Source organism: Bradyrhizobium sp. S69 (genome assembly GCF_009766005.1).
Classification (GTDB): domain Bacteria; phylum Pseudomonadota; class Alphaproteobacteria; order Rhizobiales; family Xanthobacteraceae; genus Bradyrhizobium.
This window is the reverse complement of the sequence record NZ_LMUK01000060.1, coordinates 183,934-203,521: the sequence shown is the minus strand read 5'-3', so window position 1 is coordinate 203,521 and position 19,588 is coordinate 183,934. Positions and strand designations below refer to the sequence as shown.

At 67.1% G+C, this 19,588-nt stretch carries 18 protein-coding genes and 2 riboswitches; of the genes, 13 read left to right on the top strand and 5 right to left on the bottom strand.

Translation table 11 applies throughout. The features are described from left to right. Window positions 1-8 precede the first annotated feature (8 nt). Window positions 9-1,097: a nicotinate-nucleotide--dimethylbenzimidazole phosphoribosyltransferase gene (cobT, locus tag GSQ88_RS32675; protein ID WP_159012336.1), complete on the bottom strand. Its 1,089-nt coding sequence runs from the start codon at window positions 1,095-1,097 to the stop codon at window positions 9-11. 33 nt (window positions 1,098-1,130) lie between these two features. Next, window positions 1,131-1,349: riboswitch (cobalamin riboswitch) on the bottom strand. 53 nt (window positions 1,350-1,402) lie between these two features. On the opposite strand from cobT, the gene tcuA reads away from it, so the two are divergent. Then, entirely contained in the window at window positions 1,403-2,803 is a 1,401-nt protein-coding gene (gene tcuA / locus GSQ88_RS32670) for an FAD-dependent tricarballylate dehydrogenase TcuA (protein ID WP_159012334.1), read from the top strand. 32 nt (window positions 2,804-2,835) lie between these two features. Here the strand turns inward: tcuA and cobD are convergent, their stop codons facing one another. After that, window positions 2,836-3,873, bottom strand: a complete 1,038-nt coding sequence (cobD, locus tag GSQ88_RS32665) for a threonine-phosphate decarboxylase CobD (protein ID WP_246785187.1) — start codon at window positions 3,871-3,873, stop codon at window positions 2,836-2,838. A gap of 10 nt (window positions 3,874-3,883) precedes the next feature. On the opposite strand from cobD, the gene cbiB reads away from it, so the two are divergent. Further along, window positions 3,884-4,870 (top strand): adenosylcobinamide-phosphate synthase CbiB, encoded by a 987-nt coding sequence (cbiB, locus tag GSQ88_RS32660; protein ID WP_159012332.1) that lies wholly within the window; start codon window positions 3,884-3,886, stop codon window positions 4,868-4,870. Here the strand turns inward: cbiB and GSQ88_RS32655 are convergent. Both GSQ88_RS32655 and cobO read right to left on the bottom strand, forming a co-directional pair. After that, window positions 4,854-6,326 carry a cobyric acid synthase gene (locus GSQ88_RS32655; RefSeq protein WP_210253944.1) on the bottom strand — a complete coding sequence of 491 codons (1,473 nt, stop codon included), beginning with the start codon at window positions 6,324-6,326 and terminating at the stop codon, window positions 4,854-4,856. The genes cbiB and GSQ88_RS32655 overlap by 17 nt on opposite strands. Continuing rightward, a complete protein-coding gene (cobO, locus tag GSQ88_RS32650) occupies window positions 6,326-6,949 on the bottom strand; it encodes a cob(I)yrinic acid a,c-diamide adenosyltransferase (protein WP_159012330.1) in 624 nt (207 codons plus the stop codon). The genes GSQ88_RS32655 and cobO overlap by 1 nt, the downstream gene beginning before the upstream one ends. 105 nt (window positions 6,950-7,054) lie before the next feature. After that, window positions 7,055-7,274: riboswitch (cobalamin riboswitch) on the top strand. Between the two features lie 114 nt (window positions 7,275-7,388). On the opposite strand from cobO, the gene GSQ88_RS32645 reads away from it, so the two are divergent. Genes GSQ88_RS32645 through cobJ form a run of 6 tightly spaced genes read left to right on the top strand, consistent with a single transcriptional unit; the run spans window position 7,389 to window position 14,330 of the window. Next, a complete protein-coding gene (locus tag GSQ88_RS32645; protein ID WP_159012328.1) occupies window positions 7,389-7,823 on the top strand; it encodes a DUF1636 family protein in 435 nt (144 codons plus the stop codon). A gap of 9 nt (window positions 7,824-7,832) precedes the next feature. After that, window positions 7,833-8,864 (top strand): cobalamin biosynthesis protein CobW, encoded by a 1,032-nt coding sequence (cobW, locus tag GSQ88_RS32640; protein ID WP_159012327.1) that lies wholly within the window; start codon window positions 7,833-7,835, stop codon window positions 8,862-8,864. A gap of 3 nt (window positions 8,865-8,867) precedes the next feature. Beyond that, window positions 8,868-12,218 carry a cobaltochelatase subunit CobN gene (gene cobN, locus GSQ88_RS32635; protein WP_159012325.1) on the top strand — a complete coding sequence of 1,117 codons (3,351 nt, stop codon included), beginning with the start codon at window positions 8,868-8,870 and terminating at the stop codon, window positions 12,216-12,218. Further along, window positions 12,215-12,844 carry a precorrin-8X methylmutase gene (locus GSQ88_RS32630; RefSeq protein WP_159012323.1) on the top strand — a complete coding sequence of 210 codons (630 nt, stop codon included), beginning with the start codon at window positions 12,215-12,217 and terminating at the stop codon, window positions 12,842-12,844. The genes cobN and GSQ88_RS32630 overlap by 4 nt, the downstream gene beginning before the upstream one ends. Beyond that, complete coding sequence (locus GSQ88_RS32625; protein ID WP_159012322.1) at window positions 12,841-13,572, top strand: precorrin-2 C(20)-methyltransferase; 732 nt, start codon at window positions 12,841-12,843, stop codon at window positions 13,570-13,572. Before GSQ88_RS32630 ends, GSQ88_RS32625 begins: the two co-directional genes overlap by 4 nt. Further along, complete coding sequence (gene cobJ / locus GSQ88_RS32620) at window positions 13,569-14,330, top strand: precorrin-3B C(17)-methyltransferase (RefSeq protein WP_159012320.1); 762 nt, start codon at window positions 13,569-13,571, stop codon at window positions 14,328-14,330. The genes GSQ88_RS32625 and cobJ overlap by 4 nt, the downstream gene beginning before the upstream one ends. Here cobJ and GSQ88_RS32615 read toward each other — a convergent pair. Next, window positions 14,297-15,079 (bottom strand): cobalt-precorrin-6A reductase, encoded by a 783-nt coding sequence (locus GSQ88_RS32615; protein WP_159012318.1) that lies wholly within the window; start codon window positions 15,077-15,079, stop codon window positions 14,297-14,299. The genes cobJ and GSQ88_RS32615 overlap by 34 nt on opposite strands. Here GSQ88_RS32615 and cbiE point away from each other — a divergent pair. From cbiE to cobA, 5 genes are read left to right on the top strand one after another with little or no spacing between them, the layout of a single operon-like run. Next, a complete protein-coding gene (cbiE, locus tag GSQ88_RS32610; RefSeq protein ID WP_159012316.1) occupies window positions 15,078-16,301 on the top strand; it encodes a precorrin-6y C5,15-methyltransferase (decarboxylating) subunit CbiE in 1,224 nt (407 codons plus the stop codon). The genes GSQ88_RS32615 and cbiE overlap by 2 nt on opposite strands. Next, on the top strand, window positions 16,298-16,708 hold the full coding sequence (locus GSQ88_RS32605) for a cobalamin biosynthesis protein (protein ID WP_246785186.1): 411 nt from the start codon (window positions 16,298-16,300) through the stop codon (window positions 16,706-16,708). The genes cbiE and GSQ88_RS32605 overlap by 4 nt, the downstream gene beginning before the upstream one ends. After that, complete coding sequence (gene cobM / locus GSQ88_RS32600) at window positions 16,705-17,484, top strand: precorrin-4 C(11)-methyltransferase (RefSeq protein ID WP_159012314.1); 780 nt, start codon at window positions 16,705-16,707, stop codon at window positions 17,482-17,484. The genes GSQ88_RS32605 and cobM overlap by 4 nt, the downstream gene beginning before the upstream one ends. Beyond that, window positions 17,435-18,805, top strand: coding sequence for a cobyrinic acid a,c-diamide synthase CobB (locus tag GSQ88_RS32595; RefSeq protein WP_159012312.1), 1,371 nt, complete (start codon window positions 17,435-17,437; stop codon window positions 18,803-18,805). Before cobM ends, GSQ88_RS32595 begins: the two co-directional genes overlap by 50 nt. Next, window positions 18,802-19,560, top strand: coding sequence for a uroporphyrinogen-III C-methyltransferase (gene cobA / locus GSQ88_RS32590; RefSeq protein ID WP_159012310.1), 759 nt, complete (start codon window positions 18,802-18,804; stop codon window positions 19,558-19,560). Before GSQ88_RS32595 ends, cobA begins: the two co-directional genes overlap by 4 nt. Window positions 19,561-19,588: the final 28 nt, after the last annotated feature.

The window sequence follows — 19,588 nt, the reverse complement described above, 5'->3', positions numbered from 1 at the left end:
TGTTCGATTCAGTCTTGCCCGCGATCCGCCGGCCACGGCTCCAGCGTGCCCGCCATCACGTCGGACAGATCGGCCATCTCGGTCAGGATGGCGCCGGCGGCCCGCAGCAACGGCACCATCATGACCGCCCCCGTGCCCTCGCCAAGCCGCAACCCCAGATCGAGGTACGGCTTGCCGCCCAGCACCTGGAGCAGCAAATCATGTCCGCGCTCGGCGGAGCGGTGCGAAAACACGCAATAGCCTGACACTGCCGGTCGCAACCGCACCGCGACCAGCGCCGCCGCCGAGGCAATGAAACCATCGATGATCACAGGACGGCGATGCATCGCGCTGCCCAACACCGCGCCGGCCATCATCGCGATCTCGTAGCCGCCGAACTCGGCCAACACGTCAAGCGGCGACGTCGTATCGCTGCGCGCCGCCGCGCGTTCCGCCACCGCGAGCTTGCGCGCGATGCCGGCCTCATCGAGGCCGGTGCCGGCGCCGACGCAATCGGCCAGCGGTATCCGTCCAAGGCGATGCAACAATAGCGCCGCCGACGTGGTGTTGCCGATGCCCATCTCGCCGATCGCCACGATATCGGTACCGGCCTCGATGGCCTCAGCGACGATCGAGGCGCCACGCGCGAGGCAATCGCACGCCTCAATGATGGTCAGCGCGGGTTCGTTGACGGCGTTGCGGCTGCCGCGCCTGATCTTGGCGTCGATCAAACCTGGATGGGCGGGGAGATCCGCATCGACGCCGGCATCGATCACCCGCACATCGACTCGGGAGGCGCGTGCCAGCGCGTTGACGCCGGCGCGGCCGGCCAGATAGGTCGCAACCATCGCGGCCGTGACACTGGCGGGATAGGCCGAAACGCCCTCGGCGGTGATGCCGTGATCGGCCGCGAACACGAACATCGTGGCGCGCTTCGTGCGCGGCGGCTGCGGATGCCAGATCGATCCGAGTTGGACCGCGAGGTCCTCCAGCCGGCCGAGCGCGCCGAGCGGCTTTGCCTTGCCGTCGATCCGGCTACGAAACTGCGGCGCAAGCGACGGATCGACAGGCTCGATAGGCCAATCATGAGGTGCGGCTGATGAACTTTTGCTGTGCATTTTGACTTCCCTTCGACCCACCGTCGAACGAATTGATTCCGGTGTCTTGCGGCCGGTCTCCTGGCTCGCGGACAATGCCCTCAACCGCCTTCCCGAACCCGCTTTGCGGCGTTCAGTGACGTCATTGATCTCGGACGATCCGCCTACAGTTGCGGGGGCAGCCGCGGAATTGCCTGCCAAACAACATGTCAGGACAAGCGCACCGCATTCCCGTTTCACCTCTCGCGAGGCACCGAAAGACGGAACCACGAGAGCATGATACAGGTGCCCGCGCAAGCGTGGGTGGTCCTCGCGCCAGGGAAATCATGAGCGAAACGGTACCCTTACAGACCCCCGACGTTCTGGTGGTCGGTGGCGGCAGCGCCGCGCTGTGCGCGGCGATCGCGGCGCGGCGCAGCGGCGCCTCGGTGCGCATGGTCGAGCGGGCGCCGGCCAGCCTGCGTGGCGGCAACACCCGCCACGCCCGCAATTTTCGTCTGATGCATGACGGGCCGCAATGGTACGTTCCCGACAGCTATGGCGAGGACACGTTTTTTAGGGATTTGGTTCGGGTCACGCGCGGCGCGACCGACCAACCGTTGGCGCGGCTTTTGATCCGTGGCTCCGCCGATATCACACCATGGCTGATCGAAAACGGCGTACGCCTGCAAGACCCCGCCGGCGGCGCGATGCCCTATTCCCGGCGCACGGCGTTTTTTCTCGGCGGCGGCAAGGCGATGATCAACGCGCTCTACGCCACCGCATTGAAACTCGGCGTGACCATCGACTATGACAGCGAAGTGGTCGCGCTTTCCTTTGCCGACAACAGGCGTTGCACAGCCGACATCCTGCATGCCGGCAGCATCGAGCGCGTCACCGCCCGGACGATGATCGCGTGCACCGGCGGCCATCAGGCCAATCTCGATTGGCTGCGCGAAAGCTTTGGCCCCGCCGCCGACGGCTTCATGATCCGGGGCACACCGTATGACACCGGCACGGTATTGCGGCTGCTGTTCGACGCCGGCGTAAAGCCGGTCGGCGATCCCGCGCGCGCGCACATGGTCGCGGTCGATGCCCGCGGTCCGAAATTCGATGGCGGTATCGTCACCCGCATCACCGCGATCCCGCACGGCATCGTGGTCGATCGCTGTGGACAGCGATTTCACGATGAGGGCGAGGACGCCCGCAAGACCCATTTTGCGCGTTGGGGCGCGCGTATCGCAGAATGTCCGGATCAAATCGCCTATCTGATCCTCGACGCCAAAGGTTTGGAGCGCGCCTTGCCGACCGCGCTGCCGCCGATCCGGGCCGATAGCATCGCGGAGCTCGCGGCAAAACTTGGCCTCGATCCGGCGGCGATGGAAACGACAATCCGGCAATTCAACGCCGCGACGGATGCGACCGGCGATGCGCCGCTGAACGATCGCGCCACCACGGGCTTGACCCCGCCGAAATCGCGCGCCGCGGTCGCGCTCACTGAGCCGCCGTTCGCGGCCTATCCGTTACGGCCGGGCGTCACGTTCACGCATTTCGGCGTTGCCGTCGACGATCATCTGCGGGTGGTGCGAAATGACGGCACGCCGGCACATCATGTATTCGCGGCCGGCATGATCATGGCCGCGAATGTGCTCGGCGACGGCTATCTCGCGGGGCTTGGCGTCGCGCTTTCGACGGTGTTCGGGCGCCTCGCCGGCGAAGCCGCCGCGCGGCAGTCGCGCACGACCTGACGCCCTTGAACCGCGCCGTTACTTCCGAGCCGTTACTTCAACGTGTCGCAGGCCGCCACGAGCCGCTGCCATGCGGCCTCGTCCGCCGGAAGTCCAAACCGGTAGCGCCGTGATTCCGCGGCAAAGCCCCGGACCAAAATTCCTAAACGCGCGAAATGATCGAGCAGATCGATGTCATCGGGCGCCTCGAACAGGCCGAACAGATCGGTGCCGCCCATTATTTTCAGCCCCGCGCCGCCGAGTATTGCATCGAGCCGCTTGCGATCTTCCGCCAGACGAAGCCGCGTCGCGGCGATCCACGCGGTATCGCGCAGTGCCAGCCGCGCGATTTCGCACGCAGGCCCCGACACCGGCCAATCACCGAGCAACCCGCGCCAATCCGGCGCCTCGGATTCGGTGACGACGACAAAACCCACGCGCAATCCGGCGAGGCCGAAAAATTTTCCGAGCGAACGCAGCACCAGGGTGCCGGCCGGCAAGCGCGGCAGCGCCAGGATCGAAACATCGGGCCGCACATCGGCGAACGCTTCATCGACGATCAGCCGCCGTCCGGTCACCGTCCAGGCCTGTGCGAAGGCCGTGAGATCGGCGTGGGCGATGATGCGGCCGTCCGGATTGTTCGGGTTGACCACGACAAGCGTCTCGATGTCGTGCCGCCTGAGGTCCGGCAGCGCGTCGAGTTCATGCACCTCGGCGCCGGCGTCGCGCCAGGCCGCGGCGTGCGAGCCATAGGTCGGCCCCAGGATAGCCACGCGGCGCGCGCCGATCAGACGCGGCAACAGGCGGATCGCAACCTCGCTGCCGGGAACCGGGATCATCGCGGCATTAGCCGGAAGCCCATAGGCCTCGGCGGCGGCCGCCGTCATTTGCGCCATGTCGCGCGCCAGCGGCAGCCGCTGATACAAAGCGGACGCCAGTGGTGGCACCGGCCAGCAAATCGGATTAATCCCGGTCGACAAATCGATCCATGGCAGCGGCGCGGACGGATAGAGCGACGCGGCCATGTCGATGCGGCCGCCATGGACGCGCAGTTCGCCCATCCTCTTCCAGTTCTCATCCCGCACGTGCATGTTGCTATCCATGGCCGACCCGACCAACCGCGTCCTGATCCTGATTGTCGCCTTCGGCATCGAAGCCATGCTGGCCTATCCCGCGCCGCTGTTCCGCGCAATTGGTCATCCGGTGTCGTGGATCGGCGCCCTGATCGGGGCGATCGATACCGCGCTCAACCGGCCGGATTATTCCGACACAATGCGGCGCATTGCTGGCGTTGTGACCGTGCTGTTGCTGCTCGGCGTCAGCCTCGGCGCCGGCCTTTCGCTGGAGATGGTGGCCCGCGTTGTTCCCTCACTCGGATTTGCGCTGGCGGTCGTGATCGTCGCCACGCTGATCGCCGGTGGCAATCTCGATCAGCATGTGCGGGCGGTTGCTGCCGCGCTGCGGGCCGACGGGCTCGCCGGCGGCCGGAAAAGCGTCGCCAACATCGTCGGCCGCGATCCCGAAGCCCTCGATGAGGCCGCGATCTGCCGCGCCGCGATTGAAAGCCTCGCCGAAAATGCTTCCGACGGCGTCACCGCGCCGGCGCTATGGTATCTGATCGGCGGATTGCCCGGCATGATCGCTTACAAGGCGATCAACACCGCCGACAGCATGATCGGTCACCTCTCCGAACGCTACCGTGCTTTCGGCTGGGCCGCGGCAAGGCTCGACGATCTCGTCAACCTGCCGGCGTCGCGGCTGACCGGGCTGATGTTCGTCGCTGCCGCAGCACTGGTGCCGAACGCGTCGGCGACATCGGCATGGCGGGCCTTGTGGCGCGATGCGCGATTGCACCGCTCGCCCAATGCCGGCTGGCCGGAAGCCGCGATGGCCGGCGCGCTCGGGCTGCGGCTTGCCGGGCCGCGCGCCTATCACGGCGTGGTGGTCGACGACCACTGGATGGGCGACGGCCGCACTGAAGCAACCGCCGAGGACATCGATCGCGCGCTGGTGGTCTACCGTGTGGCGTTCGCCGGCGCGCTGCTGATCGTCGCGGCGAGTGCCGCGCTGATCAGCGCGCGAGGCTGAGCAGCTTCTCGACATCGAGATGCGCTTCGAGATGCACGGCCAGCGCGTCGAGCGTTTGTTCGACCAGTGCTTCATAGGCGAGCGAGCTTGCGGGCGCGCCAAGCCGCGCCAGCCACGTTGCGCGCTGCGCGTCGCCGGCGAAAAATCCATGCAGATAGGTTCCGGCCACGCGGCCATCGGCCGAGATCGCGCCATCGAAACGCCCATCATCGAGCCGCACCAGCGGATTCTGCGTTGCCACGCCAACGGTGCGGCCGATATGCATTTCATAACCGGCAACCGCGACGTCGTCGGCCACGGTGCGGCCGTTGACGGCGATCAGCGACTTGTCGCCGGCCAGTTCGGTCTCGACCTCGATCAGGCCCAATCCCGCAGCCGATCCCGGCGGTCCTTCGATGCCGTCGGGATCGCTGACGCTGCGCCCGAGCATCTGATAGCCGCCGCACAGCCCGAGCACACGGCCGCCGCGGCGATGATGCGCGATGATGTCGGCGTCCCAGCCATAGCCACGCAGCGCCGCCAAATCCGCGATGGTCGCCTTCGAGCCCGGTAAAATCACCAGATCGGCATCGACCGGCAGCGGCGCGCCGTTGCGCAACAAGATCAATTCGACATCTGGTTCGAGCCGCAGCGGATCGAGGTCGTCGAAATTGGCGATATGCGGCAGCACCGGCACCACGATACGCAGGCGAGCCCCGGCCGCGCCGGGCTCCGGCGCCAATGAGGCCTCGAGCCCGTAGACATCCTCGGCCGGCAGCCGATGCGCCTCGCGAAAATGCGGCACCAGGCCGATCGGCGCCCATCCAGTGCGCCCGGCGATGAAATCCATGCCGCTGGCGAACAGCGAGGGATCGCCGCGCATCTTGTTGACGATAAAGCCCGCGATCAGTTTGCCGTCCTCGGGATCGACCACGGCGGCGGTACCGCACAGGCTCGCAATCACGCCGCCGCGGTCGATATCGCCGATCAGCACCACCGGCGCATTGGCGGCGCGGGCGAACCCCATATTGGCGATGTCGTTGGCGCGTAAATTCACTTCCGACGCCGAACCGGCGCCCTCGACCAGCACGATGTCGCATTGCTCCCGCAGTTTCGCGTAGCTGTCGAGCACATAGGCCATCAGTTGCGGCTTGCGCGCCTGATACTCGCGCGCCTTCGCGGTGCCGACGACGCGTCCCTGCACCACGATCTGCGAACCGACCTCGCTTTGCGGCTTCAGCAGCACCGGATTCATGTCGACCGACGGCGCGACCCGTGCGGCGCGCGCCTGCAACGCCTGCGCGCGGCCGATCTCGCCGCCGTCTTCGGTCACCGCGGCGTTGTTCGACATGTTCTGCGGCTTGAACGGGCGCACCGAGAGGCCGCGGTTCGCCAGCAATCGACACAGACCGGCAACGATCAGCGACTTGCCGACATCCGAGCCGGTCCCCTGGAACATGAGGACGCGCGCAGCCATCAGAATTCGATGCCGGCCTGGGTTTTGACCCCAGCCGAGAAGTGATGCTTGACCGCGCCCATTTCCGTAACGAGATCGGCCGCCTCGATCATCGCCGGCTTGGCGTTGCGGCCGGTCACGATCACGTGCAGATCGGCTCGCCGCGACGTCAGCCGCGCCACCACTTCGTCGAGCGGCAGATAATCGTAGCGCAGCGCGATGTTGAGTTCGTCGAGCACCACGAGGTTGATCGAGGGATCGTCGAGCAAGCCCTGCGCAATGCTCCAGGCACGCTGGCAGGCCGCGATATCGCGCGCTTTATCTTGCGTCTCCCAGGTAAAACCCTCGCCGGCGGTGTGCCAGACCACGCGGTCGCCGAACGATTCCAGCGCCGCCTGCTCTCCGGTGGCGCGGCCCTTGATGAACTGCACCACGCCGATGCGCCAGCCATGGCCGAGCGCACGCAAGGCCAGACCAAAAGCAGCGGTCGATTTGCCCTTGCCCGGCCCGGTATTGACCATCAGAAGGCCCTTGGCGATGGTTTTGGACGCCTCTTCGGCGTCCTGGACCGCCTTGCGTTTGACCATCTTGGCGCGGTGCCGCTCGGCCTCGCGTTCGGCCTCGTCTGCGTCGATCTCGGTCATAGGTTCCTGCGGGTCATGCGATGGGCGAGGACAGGATCATATCAAACCCCTCCGGGCAACCAGCTCGGGTTCCCAGAGGGATTGACTCGACGGCGTTTCCGTCTGAATGAGTCCCCAGCCGACGGTGTCTCGTCTTCGGGCGGGACTAAGAGGGAATACCGGGCGCAGGAGATCTGGGGAAGTTCCCGGGTGTTCGGCGAAGCCGGAGCTGCCCCCGCAACTGTGAGCGGAAAGCCTGCACCAAAAGCCACTGGGTTTTAACCCGGGAAGGTGGTGCCGGCGATGACCCGTGAGCCAGGAAACCTGCCGCCGCCTGCCGTATCGCCATTCCGGGCGGGGCGTCCTGGAGTGTGAGGGTTGGTGAACGGAGTGCAGGTCCGCTCGCCGCTTGTCTGGCAGCCGTTCCTTGAGCGGATGCCATCCATTGACGGGCTTTGCTATGGATCAATCTGCACTCGACGCAACTCCACGAACGCCTACCTCCGCAGCCGCCGATAGTGGAGTCACGCTCCATGTCTGCGTCACCTGCCGTGCCGGCGAGGAAGGCCAACAAGACCAAGCCGCACCGCGCGCCGGCCGCCGGCTGCATGATGCCTTGGCCGAGGCACAGCGCCACGACGGCGCGCCGCACTTTCGCATCGCCGAAGTCGAATGCCTCTCCAATTGCGATCGCGGCTGCAGCGCCGCGCTCACCGGACCGGGACGCTGGAGCTATATCTACGGCGATCTCAGCGAGGCCTCGGTCGACGATCTCCTCCTCGGCGCTTCGCGCTACGCCGCCACCGAGGACGGGCTGGTGCCATGGCGGGAACGGCCGACGATCCTCCGCAGGGGTGTCATCGCCCGCATCCCGCCCGCCCCGAAGCCGGTCTGAGGAGCACCCATGTCGATCGAAAAAATTCCCGTCACGATCATCACCGGCTTCCTCGGCGCCGGCAAAACCACGCTGGTTCGTCATTTGATGCTGAACCCGCAAGGTCGGCGGCTGGCGATCCTGGTCAACGAATTCGGCGATCTCGGCATCGACGGCGACATCCTGAAAGGCTGCGCCGACGCCAATTGCCCGGAAGACGCCATCGTCGAACTGACCAATGGCTGCCTGTGCTGTACGGTGGCGGATGATTTCGTTCCGACCATCGCAGCCTTGCTGGCGCGGCCGCAACCGCCCGACCACATCCTGATCGAAACGTCGGGACTGGCGCTGCCAAAGCCGCTGTTGAAAGCGTTCGAGTGGCCGGATCTGCGCTCGCGTATCACGGTCGACGGCGTGATCGCGGTCGCCGACGCCGAGGCCGTCGCCGACGGCCGGTTCGCGCCCGATCTGGCGGCGATCGCGCGGCAACGCCTCGCCGACCAGACTATCGACCACGACACGCCGCTCGGCGAAGTGTTCGAGGACCAGGTCGCCTGCGCCGACATCGTGATCCTCAACAAGGCCGATCTGGTCAGCCCCGAGCGTCTTGCCGAGGCCCGCAAGATCGTGCTGGCGGAAGCGCCGCGCAGCATCCCGGTGCTCGATATCACCGAAGGCCGCGTCGATCCGCGAATCGTGCTCGGGATTGGCGCCGCGGCCGAAGACGATCTGGCGGCGCGGCCGAGCCATCACGAGGATCACGACGATCACGATCACGACGATTTCGACACCATCGTGGTGACGCTGCCGTCCAACGCCGATGCCGAGACGATCGTGGCCCGGATCGAGGCGATCGCACGCGACCATCATGTGCTGCGCGCCAAGGGCTATGTCGCGGTTCCCGGCAAACCGATGCGGCTGTTGGTGCAGGGCGTCGGCACGCGGGTGCGCGCGCAATTCGACCGTCCGTGGCGCGTCGATGAAGAACGCCGCTCGCGCATCGTCGTGATCGGCGAGCGCGGTTTCGATCGCGACGCCATCACCGCCGTGCTCACGGGGTAACGCATGCACATCCTGCTGCGGGAACGGCATGGACTTGAGGAAACCGCGGCGGCCGAGGATCTCGGTCAGGCGCCCGCGGACCTCGTCGTGCTGTCCTTTGCAGACAGCGACCTCAGCGCGTTCGCGACGGCCTGGCGCGGCGGCCGCGAGAATTTGCCGAGCCTGCGGCTGGCCAATCTGCGCCGGCTGGCGCATCCGCTCTCGGTCGATCTCTACCTTCAGAATACCTTGTCGGGCGCGCGCGGCATCCTGATCCGGCTGCTCGGCGGCATCGACTATTGGCGCTACGGGATCGAGCAGCTCAGCGCGCTGGCTGCCGCAAACGGCATCGCGCTGGCGATCCTTCCCGGCGACGGCCGGCCCGATCCGCGGCTCGATGCCGCCTCCAACCTGCCGCCCTCGACCCTGCGCCGGCTGAAAACCCTGTGCGACAATGGCGGTGCGGATTCGGCGCGTGCCGCACTGGCGCAGCTGGCGCTCGCCGCGGGTTTGCCGGCGGTGCCGCCGGTCGCGCGCATTGCGCTGCCGCGTTATGGTTTTTACGCTGCCGGCACTGGCGTGATCGAACCGGACAACATCGACGCCGGGCGCGACGGCGCACCTATCGTGCTGGTGATTTTCTATCGCGCCATCCTGGCGGCATCCGACACCGATCCGATCGACCGCTTGATGGCTGAACTGGCGCGGCGCGGCACCCGGGCGATCGGCCTGTTTGCGACCAGCCTGAAAGACCCGGAAGGCGACGGCTGGCTGCGCCAGCAACTCGTGCGGATCGCGCCCGATGTCATCATCAACGCGACGGCCTTTTCCGCGCGCAGCGATAGCGCTTCGGGCTCGCCCCTCGATGTCGTCGATGCCCCCGTGCTGCAGGTGGCGCTATCGGGCGCCAACCGCGAATTGTGGGCCGCGTCCGACCGCGGGCTGTCACCGCCCGACCTCGCCATCCATGTCGTGCTGCCGGAACTCGATGGCCGCATCTTTGCTGGTGTCGCCTCGTTCAAGCAGCTCGAAGCCGCCGATCCCGAACTCGGCTATGCCCGCCTGGTGCATGCAGGCGACGACGGCCGCATCGCCGCGATTGTGGCGCGCGCGGGGGCTCTGATCGCGCTGCGCCGCACCGCTGATACCGATAAGCGCGTTGCCATTGTGCTGTCGGCCTATCCGGGACGCGAGGACCAGATGGCGCATGCGGTCGGCCTCGATGCGCCCGAAAGCACGATCGAGGCGCTGCATGTTCTGCGCGACCGAGGCTACGCCATCGCCGACATCCCGGCGGATGGCTCAGCGCTGATCGACCGGCTGAAAACCGAGACGATCCGCTGGCCGCTTCAGCACTACCGAACTGCACTGGCCGGCCTCGATCCGGCACTCGCAGCCGATCTTAGGGCGCAATGGGGATCGCCCGAAAGCGACCCATCGATCGTCGACGGCGATTTCGTTTTCAAGGCGGTCAATTGCGGCCATGCGCTGATTGCCGTGCAGCCGGATCGCGGCCGGCGCGCCGATCGTGCCGCCGAGTATCACGATCCCAGGCGCGCGCCGCGACATAGCTACGTCGCGTTTTATCTGTGGCTGCGCCAGGTCATCCAATCTGACGCGATGATCCACATGGGCGCGCATGGCACGCTGGAATGGCTGCCGGGAAAATCGGTCGCGCTATCGTCGTCGTGCTGGCCCGAGGCGCTGCTGGGTGCAACGCCGGTGATCTACCCCTTCATCGTCAACGATCCTGGCGAAGCCGCCGTGGCAAAACGCCGGCTCGGCGCGGTCACCATCGGGCATATCACGCCGCCGATCTCACCCGGCGCGGTGCCGCCGGGACTGCACGCGATCGAGCGGCTGCTCGACGAATATTCGGTGGCCGACGGCCTCGATCCGCGCCGCCGCGAGCGGTTGGCGCAAGCGATCGTCGATGCCGCGCGCGACAGCGGCCTCGACCGCGACAGCGGCGTCACCGCCGCCATGACGCCGTTACAGTCCGTGGTGCGGCTCGATAGTTTTGTGTGCGACGTCAAGGCGACGCTGGTCGCCGACGGGCTGCACATCTTCGGTCGCGTGCCGCTGCACGCCGAGGATCAAACCGGAATTCCATACCCAATTCCGTACTTGGCCTGTGCGTCGGGTGAACGCGCCGCGTTGCTGGCAGCCCTCGACGGCAAGCACGTCGCGCCCGGGCCCGCGGGCTCGCCGTGGCGCGGCCGGCGTGACGTGCTGCCGACCGGACGCAATCTCTACACCGTCGATACCCGCGCGGTGCCGAGCCGCAACGCCGCCGAACAAGGCAAAAGCCTCGCCGAGGCGCTGTTGACCCGGCATTTGCAGGACCACGGCGATTATCCACGCAACGTCATGCTGGACCTCTGGGGTTCCGCAACCATGCGCACCGCCGGCGAGGAATTCGCGATGGCGCTACACCTGATGGGCGTCACGCCGGTATGGGACACCACATCGGACCGGGTCACCGGCTTTGACGTCATGACACTGGCGACGCTCGGGCGTCCCCGGATCGATGTGAGCTTGCGCATCTCCGGTCTGTTTCGGGACGTGTTTTCGACCTTGCCCGATCTGTTCGAGCAGGCGGCGGCAGCCTTGGCCGCGCGCGATGAACCCACGGAAGAAAATCCCTATCGTGCCTCAACAAGCCCGCGCGTGTTCGGACCCGCGCCCGGTGACTACGGCACAGGCGTCACGGAGGCTGTAACGGAATTCACGCCGGCCAGCGCCGAAGATGCCGGCGAGACCTGGCTTGCCAACAGCGCTTACGCCTATGGCGGCGGCCGTGATGGCGCCGGCGCGCGCGCGGCACTGGAGCAACGCACCGCTGCGACCGATGCGTTTATCCATCCGCAGGATCTGCCCGAGACCGATTTGCTCGCGGCACCGGATTATGCCGCCCATCAAGGCGGTTTCGCCGCTGCGGCGCGCAAGCTCACCGGTGCGGCGCCGACGCTCTACCATGCCGACTCGACCAATCCCGACGCGCCGCGGATGCGCACGCTCGCCGAGGAAGTGGCCCGCGTGGTGCGCGGCCGCGCCGCCAATCCGCGCTGGCTTGAGGGACAGATGCGGCATGGCTTTCGCGGCGCGGCCGAGATCGCCTCGACGCTCGACCAGATGGCAGCGTTCGCGCATTTGGCCGGCTCCGTTGAAAGCCACCACTTCGATATCTATTACGACGCAACGCTCGGCGACGACGCGGTGCGGCGCTTCCTCGAAGCGGCCAACCCCGAAGCCGCTGCCGCGATGCGCCAGCGCTTCCAGCAAATGCGCGAGGCCGGCTATTGGGTGACGCGACGCAACAGCGTCATCGAAGGCATCGCGGCAGCGCCGGCGGATACCGAGGCCACGTCATGAGTTACGTCTACGAGACCGATGGCGCCGCGATCTACCGACGTTCGTTCGCGATCATCCGCGCCGAGGCGCGGCTCGACCGGTTCGATGCCGGTGACGAAAAGGTCGCCGTGCGCATCATTCATGCGAGCGGCATGGTCGAGGTCGCCGATGATATCATGTTCACGCCGGGCTTCAGCGCCGCGGCATCCGCCGCGTTGCGCGCGGGCGCGCCGATTTTCTGCGATGCCCAGATGGTGGCCCATGGCATCACGCGGGCGCGGCTGCCGGCCGACAATTCCGTGATCTGCACGCTGAACGATCCTCGCGTACCTGATCTCGCGGTGGCACACCGCACCACCCGCACCGCGGCGGCATTGGAGTTGTGGCGCGAGCGATTGGCGGGCTCAGTGGTGGTGATCGGCAACGCGCCGACCGCTTTGTTTCGGCTGCTGGAAATCCTCGGCGAACCTGGCGTAAAACCGCCCGCGGCCGTGATCGGCATCCCCGTCGGCTTCGTTGGCGCGGCCGAATCCAAGGAGGCACTGCTCAAAAGCCGGCTGGTGCCCAGCGTGATCGTGCGTGGACGGCGCGGCGGCAGCGCGATGGCGGCCGCGGCGCTCAACGCCGTCGCAAGCGAGATCGAATGAGCGCACCCGCCACCATCTATGGCGTCGGCCTCGGCCCCGGCGATCCGGAGCTGATGAGCGTCAAAGCAGCACGGCTGATCGCCAAAGCAAGTGTCATCGCGCATTTCCGCAAGCCCGGACGTCCCGGCAATGCCCGCACCATGGTCGACGGCCTGCTGGCGCCTGCCGTTATCGAAGAGGCGTTGGAATATCCTGTCACCACCGAGATCGCGCTGGAAGACCCCGCCTATAATGCGGCGCTGCGGGCCTTCTACGACGAATGTGTGCAGCGGCTGCTGCAACATACCGCTGCTGGCCGCGACGTCGCGGTGTTGTGCGAGGGCGACCCGTTCCTTTATGGCTCGTTCATGCATCTGCACAGCCGCATCAACGGCCACGCGCCGGTCGTGGTGGTGCCCGGAATTTCCGGCATGTCCGGCTGCTGGACTGCGAGCGGCGTACCCATCACCTTTGGCGACGACGTCCTGACCGTGGTGCCGGCGACGCTCGACGAAGCAACGTTGCGCGAACGGTTGCAGTCGATCGATGCGCTTGTGGTGATGAAGCTCGGCCGCAATCTGCCGAAAGTACGTCGCGCGCTGCAAGCGGTTGGGCTTGCGGAGCGCGCCGTCTATGTCGAGCGCGGCACCATGGCCGGCGAGAAGGTATTGCCGCTCAGCGAGAAGACCGACGACGAGGCGCCCTACTTCTCAATGATCCTGGTCCATGGCCGCGGGCGCCGGCCATGAGCGGCTGGCTCGCCATCGCCGGCCTCGGCCCGGGCGCCGAAGAACTGATCACGCCGGAGGTGACCGACGCGCTGGCGCAGGCCACCGATTTGATCGGCTACGCGCGTTATGTGGCGCGGGTGCCTGAGCGTGCAGGCCTGACCCGCCACGGCTCGGACAATCGCGAGGAACTCGACCGCGCCAGCCTGGCGTTGCGGCTCGCGGCCGAAGGCAAGCGCGTCGTCGTCGTGTCCTCGGGCGATCCCGGCGTGTTCGCGATGGCGGCCGCGGTGTTCGAGGCGGTCGAAGTCGGCGAGTCGTCATGGCGCGATCTCGACATCCGGGTATTGCCCGGCATCAGTGCGATGTTCGCCGCGGCGGCCCGGATCGGTGCTCCGCTCGGGCATGATTTTTGTGCCATCAACCTGTCGGACAATCTCAAGCCATGGGAATTGGTCGAGCGCCGGCTGCGGCTGGCGGCGCAAGCCGATTTTGTCATCGCGCTCTATAATCCGCTGTCGTCGGCGCGACCCTGGCAGCTCGGCCGCGCGTTCGAGCTGTTGCGCGAGGAACTGCCGGAAAGCGTGCCAGTGATTTTTGCCAGCGCCGTCAGCGATATCAGCGAAGCCATCGAGACGGTTACCTTGCGCGATGCGGTGGCAGACCGTGCCGATATGCGTACGCTGGTGCTGATCGGCTCGTCGCGAACCCGGCTGATCCCCCGCGCAAGCGGCAAACCATTCGTCTATACGCCGCGTTCGGCCGGAAGCTCGTCATGACCGAGCCAACGCAACACCTCGCCAACCGTCTCGACCTTGTCCCGCGCGGGAATCAACGGACGGCGCACCATCACGACAGGCAATCCCAATTCGCGCGCGGCTTCGATCTTGGCGAAAGCGCCATCGCCGCCGGCGTCCCGGGCCACCACGATGTCGATGCGATGATTGACGAGCAGCACGCGGTCGCCGGCAAGGTCGAACGGCCCGCGTGCCACGATCAGCTCCGCCCCGGGCAGCGGCAGGGGCGCGCGCGGCGGATCGACCAGCCGGACCAAATAGAAGTGCTGCGGATGGCTGGCGAATGGCGCGAGCTGCATCCGGCCGATGCCGAGAAACACGCGCCGGGGCGATGCGCCCAAAGCTTCCGCCGCCGCAACGAAATCATCGACCTCGATCCAGCGGTCGCCAGCCATGCGCGGCCAAGGCAGCCGCTCCAGCGCCAGCAGCGGCACGGAGGCGATTGCGCAGGCCGCGATCGCATGCGCGCTCATTTGCGCCGCGAACGGATGGGTGGCATCGACCACGCGTGCGATATTTTGGTCGCGGAGATATTTTGTCAGCCCATCGACGCCGCCAAAACCGCCGACACGCCAGGGAATCGGCGGCGGCGTGGGGCGTTCGGTGCGGCCGGCATAGGACAGCACGGCATCGAACCGCGGATCGTTCGCCAGCAGCGCCACGAGCTGGTTGGCTTCCGTGGTGCCGCCGAGGATCAGGACCCGCAATGGTTTGGCCGGGGAGGATGTCATGGCAGGCAGCGATGACATACCGACGCCCTGGCTGTCCATCGTCGGGATCGGCGAAGACGGGCTTGAGGGGCTGTCGGCGGCGGCGCGGGCGCGGCTCGCGGCCGCCGAATTGATCGCCGGCGGACGGCGGCATCTGGCGCTGGTCGCAACGCTCAGCAAGCCTGCGCTCGAATGGGAGACGCCGTTCGCCGCATCGATCCCAAAACTGCTGGCGCATCGCGGCAAGCGCGTGGTCGCGCTGTGCTCAGGCGATCCGTTCTGGTACGGCGCCGGCTCGGTGTTTGCCGAAGCCGTTCCGCTTGCGGAAACCATTGCTATCCCTGCGCCATCGACCTTTGCCTGGGCCGCGGCGCGGTTAGGTTGGCGGCTCGAAGAGACCATCACGCTCGGACTGCACGCGCGTCCGATCGAACTGTCGCGCCCGCATTTACGCACCGGCGCCCGGTTGATCGCGCTGGTGCGCGACGGCGCGGCGACGGCGCAGGTCGCCGCCTATCTGAACGGCGTTGGCTTCGGGCCATCGCGCCTGACGATCCTCGAAGCGCTCGGCGGCCCGCGCGAACGCATTCGTACAGCCTCCGCCGCGGGCTTCGCCATCGATGAGATCCAATCGCCGGTGGCGCTGGCGATCGAAGCGATCGCCGAACCCGGCGCCACCCTCATTCCGCGCGTCGCCGGATTGCCGGATGAGTTGTTCATTCATGACGGCCAACTGACAAAGCGCGAGATCCGTGCGGTCAGCCTCTCCACGCTCGCGCCACGCGGCGGCGAATTATTGTGGGATATCGGCGCCGGCTCCGGCGCGATCGGCATCGAATGGCTGCTCGCCGATCCCGCCAACCGCGCCATCGGCATCGAAGCGCGCGAGGACCGGCTCGCCAATGCGCGCGCCAACGCGCAATCCCTGGGCGTGCCGCACTTCGATCTCCGGCTCGGCACCGCGCCCGACGCATTGAACGATCTGCCCACACCCGACGCGGTATTCGTCGGCGGCGGCGCCAGCCGCGATGGTGTGCTTGAAGCGATATGGCAGGCGCTGCCGCCGGGCGGCCGTCTGGTGGTCAATTCCGTGACGCTGGAAACCGAGGCGCTTCTGATTGCGTGGCAGGCGCGCCATGGCGGCGCGCTGCTGCGGCTGTCGGTCGAACGCGCCGGTTCCATCGGCGGCCTCACCGGATGGCGCGCCGCGATGCCGGTGGTGCAATGGAGTGTGACCAAATGAGCCGGCAAAAAAACCGCATGGTGATCGGATTAGGTTTTCGCGATCAGGCCTCCGCGCAGTCGGTCGGCGAAGTGCTGGCGGATGTCGTCGCCAAAGCCGCGAGGCCGGATGCGACCGTCGAGCTTGCCGTGGTGGAAGACAAGGCCACGCATCCGAGCCTGCTCATAGCGGCTCATGCGGCTCATTTATCGATCAAGCCCGTCGCCGCCGAGACGCTGCGCGCGGCGGACGCGCGCGTGACAACGCGCTCGGAGCGCGTACTAAGGCAACGCGGCGTCGGCAGCGTCTGCGAAGCCGCAGCATTGGCCATTGCCGGCAGCGATGCGCGTCTCGTCGTTACGCGCCAGGTGTCGACCGATCGCAACGCCACTGCTGCCGTCGCTTTATCGGAGGACATCGTGCCATGACCGTCCATTTCATCGGCGCCGGTCCCGGCGCGCCCGATCTGATCACCGTACGCGGTCAAAATCTGGTGGCGCGGTGCCCGGTATGTTTGTTCGCGGGATCGCTGGTGCCGCGCGAGATCATCGCGCTGTGCCCGCCCGGCGCCCGTGTGATCGACACCGCGCCGCTCGACCTCGATGCCATCATTGCGGAATTCGTCACCGCCCACACCGCCGGGCTCGACGTGGCACGGCTGCATTCCGGTGATCTCTCGATCTGGAGCGCGATGGGCGAACAAATTCGCCGGCTCGAAGACCACGACATTCCCTATACGGTGACGCCCGGCGTGCCGTCCTTCGCCGCCGCAGCCGCCGTGCTGGGACGCGAACTGACGTTGCCCGGCATCGCCCAGACCGTGGTGCTGACCCGCACCTCGGGCCGCGCCTCGGCGATGCCATCCGGCGAAAGCCTTGCCGTCTATGCCGCGACCGGCGCCACGCTCGCAATCCATCTCTCCGTCCACGTGATCGACGAGGTGGCTGCGACCCTGATCCCGCATTACGGGGCGGATGGCGCAGTCGCCGTCGTGGTGCGCGCGAGCTGGCCCGAACAGGTGGTGATTCGCGGCACGCTATCGACGATCGCAGCCCAGGTGCGCGAGGCCGCGATCGAACGCACCGCCTTGATTCTGGTCGGGCCGTCGCTATCGGCGCATGATTTCGCCGACAGCGCGCTTTACAGTGCGAATTATGACCGCAGGTTCCGACCCTCCGCAGAGACCGGCCGTGGCCGCGACTAGCACGCCCGGGCTAATTATTGCCGCACCCGCCAGCGGCAGCGGCAAGACCACGCTGACCTTGGCGCTGCTCGCCGCGTTGCGCCGGCGCGGCCGGATCGTGCAGCCTTACAAATGCGGCCCGGATTATATCGATCCGGCGTTTCATGCCGTCGCTGCCGGCAGAGCGTCGTTCAATCTGGATTCATGGGCGCAAGGCCGCGAACGCTTTGACGCGCTGCTGGAGGCTGCGGCGGAAGCCGATATAGCGCTGGCCGAAGGCGTGATGGGACTGTTCGACGGCGTGGCATCGCAAGGCGCCTGGGGCACCGGCTCGACCGCCGATATCGCGGCGGCGACCGGCTGGCCGGTGGTGCTGGTGCTCGATGTCGCGGGTCAGGCGCAATCCGCCGCGGCGGTCGCGCTCGGTTTTGCGCGCTATCGCGACGACGTCACGATATCAGGCGTGATCCTCAACAAGGTCGCCAGCGAGCGCCATGCCGCGCTGGTGCGCGACGGCTTTGCGCGAATCGGCGTCCGGGTGTTCGGCGCTATTGCGCGCGACACCGCGCTGACGATGCCGGAGCGCCATCTCGGACTGGTCCAGGCGCAGGAGGATCCGGCGCTGCTGGCGCGGCTCGCCACACTCGCCGATCTGGTCGAGCGCGACATCGATCTTGCGGCACTCGAAGCGGCGGCGCGTCCGACACGACGTCGGCCGCCTGCGGCCGCGCCCCGGATGGTTCCGCCGGGACAACGGATTGCGCTGGCGCGCGACGTGGCGTTTTCGTTCGTCTATCCGCATCTGCTGCAAGGCTGGCGCGCGGCGGGCGCGGAAATCATCACGTTCTCGCCGCTGTCAGACGAGCCGCCCGATCCTTCCTGCGACGTCGCCTGGTTGCCCGGCGGCTATCCGGAACTGCACGCCGGCAAGCTCGCTGCCGCATCGCGCTTCGCCGACGGGATCCGCGCGTTCGCGCGGACGCGCCCCGTCCATGGCGAGTGCGGCGGCTACATGACGCTTGGCGCCGGCCTGATCGACGCCGCGGGGCACCGTCACGAAATGCTTGGGCTGCTCGGGCTCGAGACCGATTTCGCGCAACGCCGCCTGCATCTGGGCTATCGGACCGCGACGTTACACGCGCCGATCCCGGGCTATGCCGCGGGCAGCGCGCTGCGCGGCCACGAATTCCACTATGCCCGCGTGGTGACGCAGCCCGACGAGCCGCTCGCCGACATCCGCGATGCCTCCGGCGTGGCGACGGCGGAAACCGGAAGCCGGCGCGGTCACGTCACCGGAAGTTTCTTTCACATGGTCGATGTCGCGGGGGACGCCAGGCCATGACCACAGCTGACAAACCCTCCATCGGCAGCATCGCCCTGATCGGCGGCGGGCCCGGCGACGTCGACCTGTTGACCTTGCGCGCGGTGGAGCGGCTGCGCGCCGCCGAAATCATTCTTTATGACGACCTCGCCGGCGACGACATCCTGTCGTTCGCCTCCCCCGACGCCGAACTGATCGCGGTCGGCAAACGCGCCGGCCATCCCTCGCCGAAGCAGCAGGAAGTCAGCCGGCTGATGATCGAGTATGCAAAACTCGGCAAGCGCGTGGTCCGGGTCAAATCCGGCGATCCCTCGATCTTCGCGCGCGCCGACGAAGAGATTGTCGCGGCCCGCGACGCCGGCGTGCCGATCGAGATCGTGCCCGGCATCACCACCGCGACCGCGGCCGCCGCCTATCTCGGGACATCACTGACCAAGCGCGGCGTGGCGCGAAGGGTGCAGATGGTCACCGGGCACGATGTCGATGGCAAGCTGCCGGAAGACCTCGATATCGCAGCGCTCGCCGACCCCGGCGCGACGACATGTGTGTTCATGGGCAAAGCCACTTTCGCGGCACTGGCCGAAAAGCTGATCGCCCATGGTCTGTCAGCAGAGACCCCGACTGTGGTGATCGAAAGCCTGGGCTCGCCCGCTACGTCAGTGATGGCGGGGGCGCTAACGGAAATCGCAACCCGCCTCACGGCCGCAAAGCCGCAGGGGCCATGCATGATCCTCTACGGCGCCGCGCTGGCCGGCGTCGGCGCCATAAAGGTTTAGAACGTGATGAGATGAGGTTCGATCACCG

Bases quoted from the DNA above. Each gene is read 5' to 3' on its own strand.
- GSQ88_RS32645 (WP_159012328.1), top strand. From the start codon at position 7,389: ATGGATCAATCTGCACTCGACGCAACTCCACGAACGCCTACCTCCGCA.
- cbiE (WP_159012316.1), top strand. From the start codon at position 15,078: ATGGCAGGCAGCGATGACATACCGACGCCCTGGCTGTCCATCGTCGGG.
- cobW (WP_159012327.1), top strand. From the start codon at position 7,833: ATGTCGATCGAAAAAATTCCCGTCACGATCATCACCGGCTTCCTCGGC.
- GSQ88_RS32655 (WP_210253944.1), bottom strand. From the start codon at position 6,326: ATGGCTGCGCGCGTCCTCATGTTCCAGGGGACCGGCTCGGATGTCGGC.
- GSQ88_RS32595 (WP_159012312.1), top strand. From the start codon at position 17,435: ATGACCGCAGGTTCCGACCCTCCGCAGAGACCGGCCGTGGCCGCGACT.
- cobA (WP_159012310.1), top strand. From the start codon at position 18,802: ATGACCACAGCTGACAAACCCTCCATCGGCAGCATCGCCCTGATCGGC.
- cobT (WP_159012336.1), bottom strand. From the start codon at position 1,097: ATGCACAGCAAAAGTTCATCAGCCGCACCTCATGATTGGCCTATCGAG.
- tcuA (WP_159012334.1), top strand. From the start codon at position 1,403: ATGAGCGAAACGGTACCCTTACAGACCCCCGACGTTCTGGTGGTCGGT.
- GSQ88_RS32605 (WP_246785186.1), top strand. From the start codon at position 16,298: ATGAGCCGGCAAAAAAACCGCATGGTGATCGGATTAGGTTTTCGCGAT.
- GSQ88_RS32630 (WP_159012323.1), top strand. From the start codon at position 12,215: ATGAGTTACGTCTACGAGACCGATGGCGCCGCGATCTACCGACGTTCG.
- cbiB (WP_159012332.1), top strand. From the start codon at position 3,884: ATGGCCGACCCGACCAACCGCGTCCTGATCCTGATTGTCGCCTTCGGC.
- cobM (WP_159012314.1), top strand. From the start codon at position 16,705: ATGACCGTCCATTTCATCGGCGCCGGTCCCGGCGCGCCCGATCTGATC.
- GSQ88_RS32625 (WP_159012322.1), top strand. From the start codon at position 12,841: ATGAGCGCACCCGCCACCATCTATGGCGTCGGCCTCGGCCCCGGCGAT.
- cobO (WP_159012330.1), bottom strand. From the start codon at position 6,949: ATGACCGAGATCGACGCAGACGAGGCCGAACGCGAGGCCGAGCGGCAC.
- cobJ (WP_159012320.1), top strand. From the start codon at position 13,569: ATGAGCGGCTGGCTCGCCATCGCCGGCCTCGGCCCGGGCGCCGAAGAA.
- cobD (WP_246785187.1), bottom strand. From the start codon at position 3,873: ATGCACGTGCGGGATGAGAACTGGAAGAGGATGGGCGAACTGCGCGTC.
- GSQ88_RS32615 (WP_159012318.1), bottom strand. From the start codon at position 15,079: ATGACATCCTCCCCGGCCAAACCATTGCGGGTCCTGATCCTCGGCGGC.
- cobN (WP_159012325.1), top strand. From the start codon at position 8,868: ATGCACATCCTGCTGCGGGAACGGCATGGACTTGAGGAAACCGCGGCG.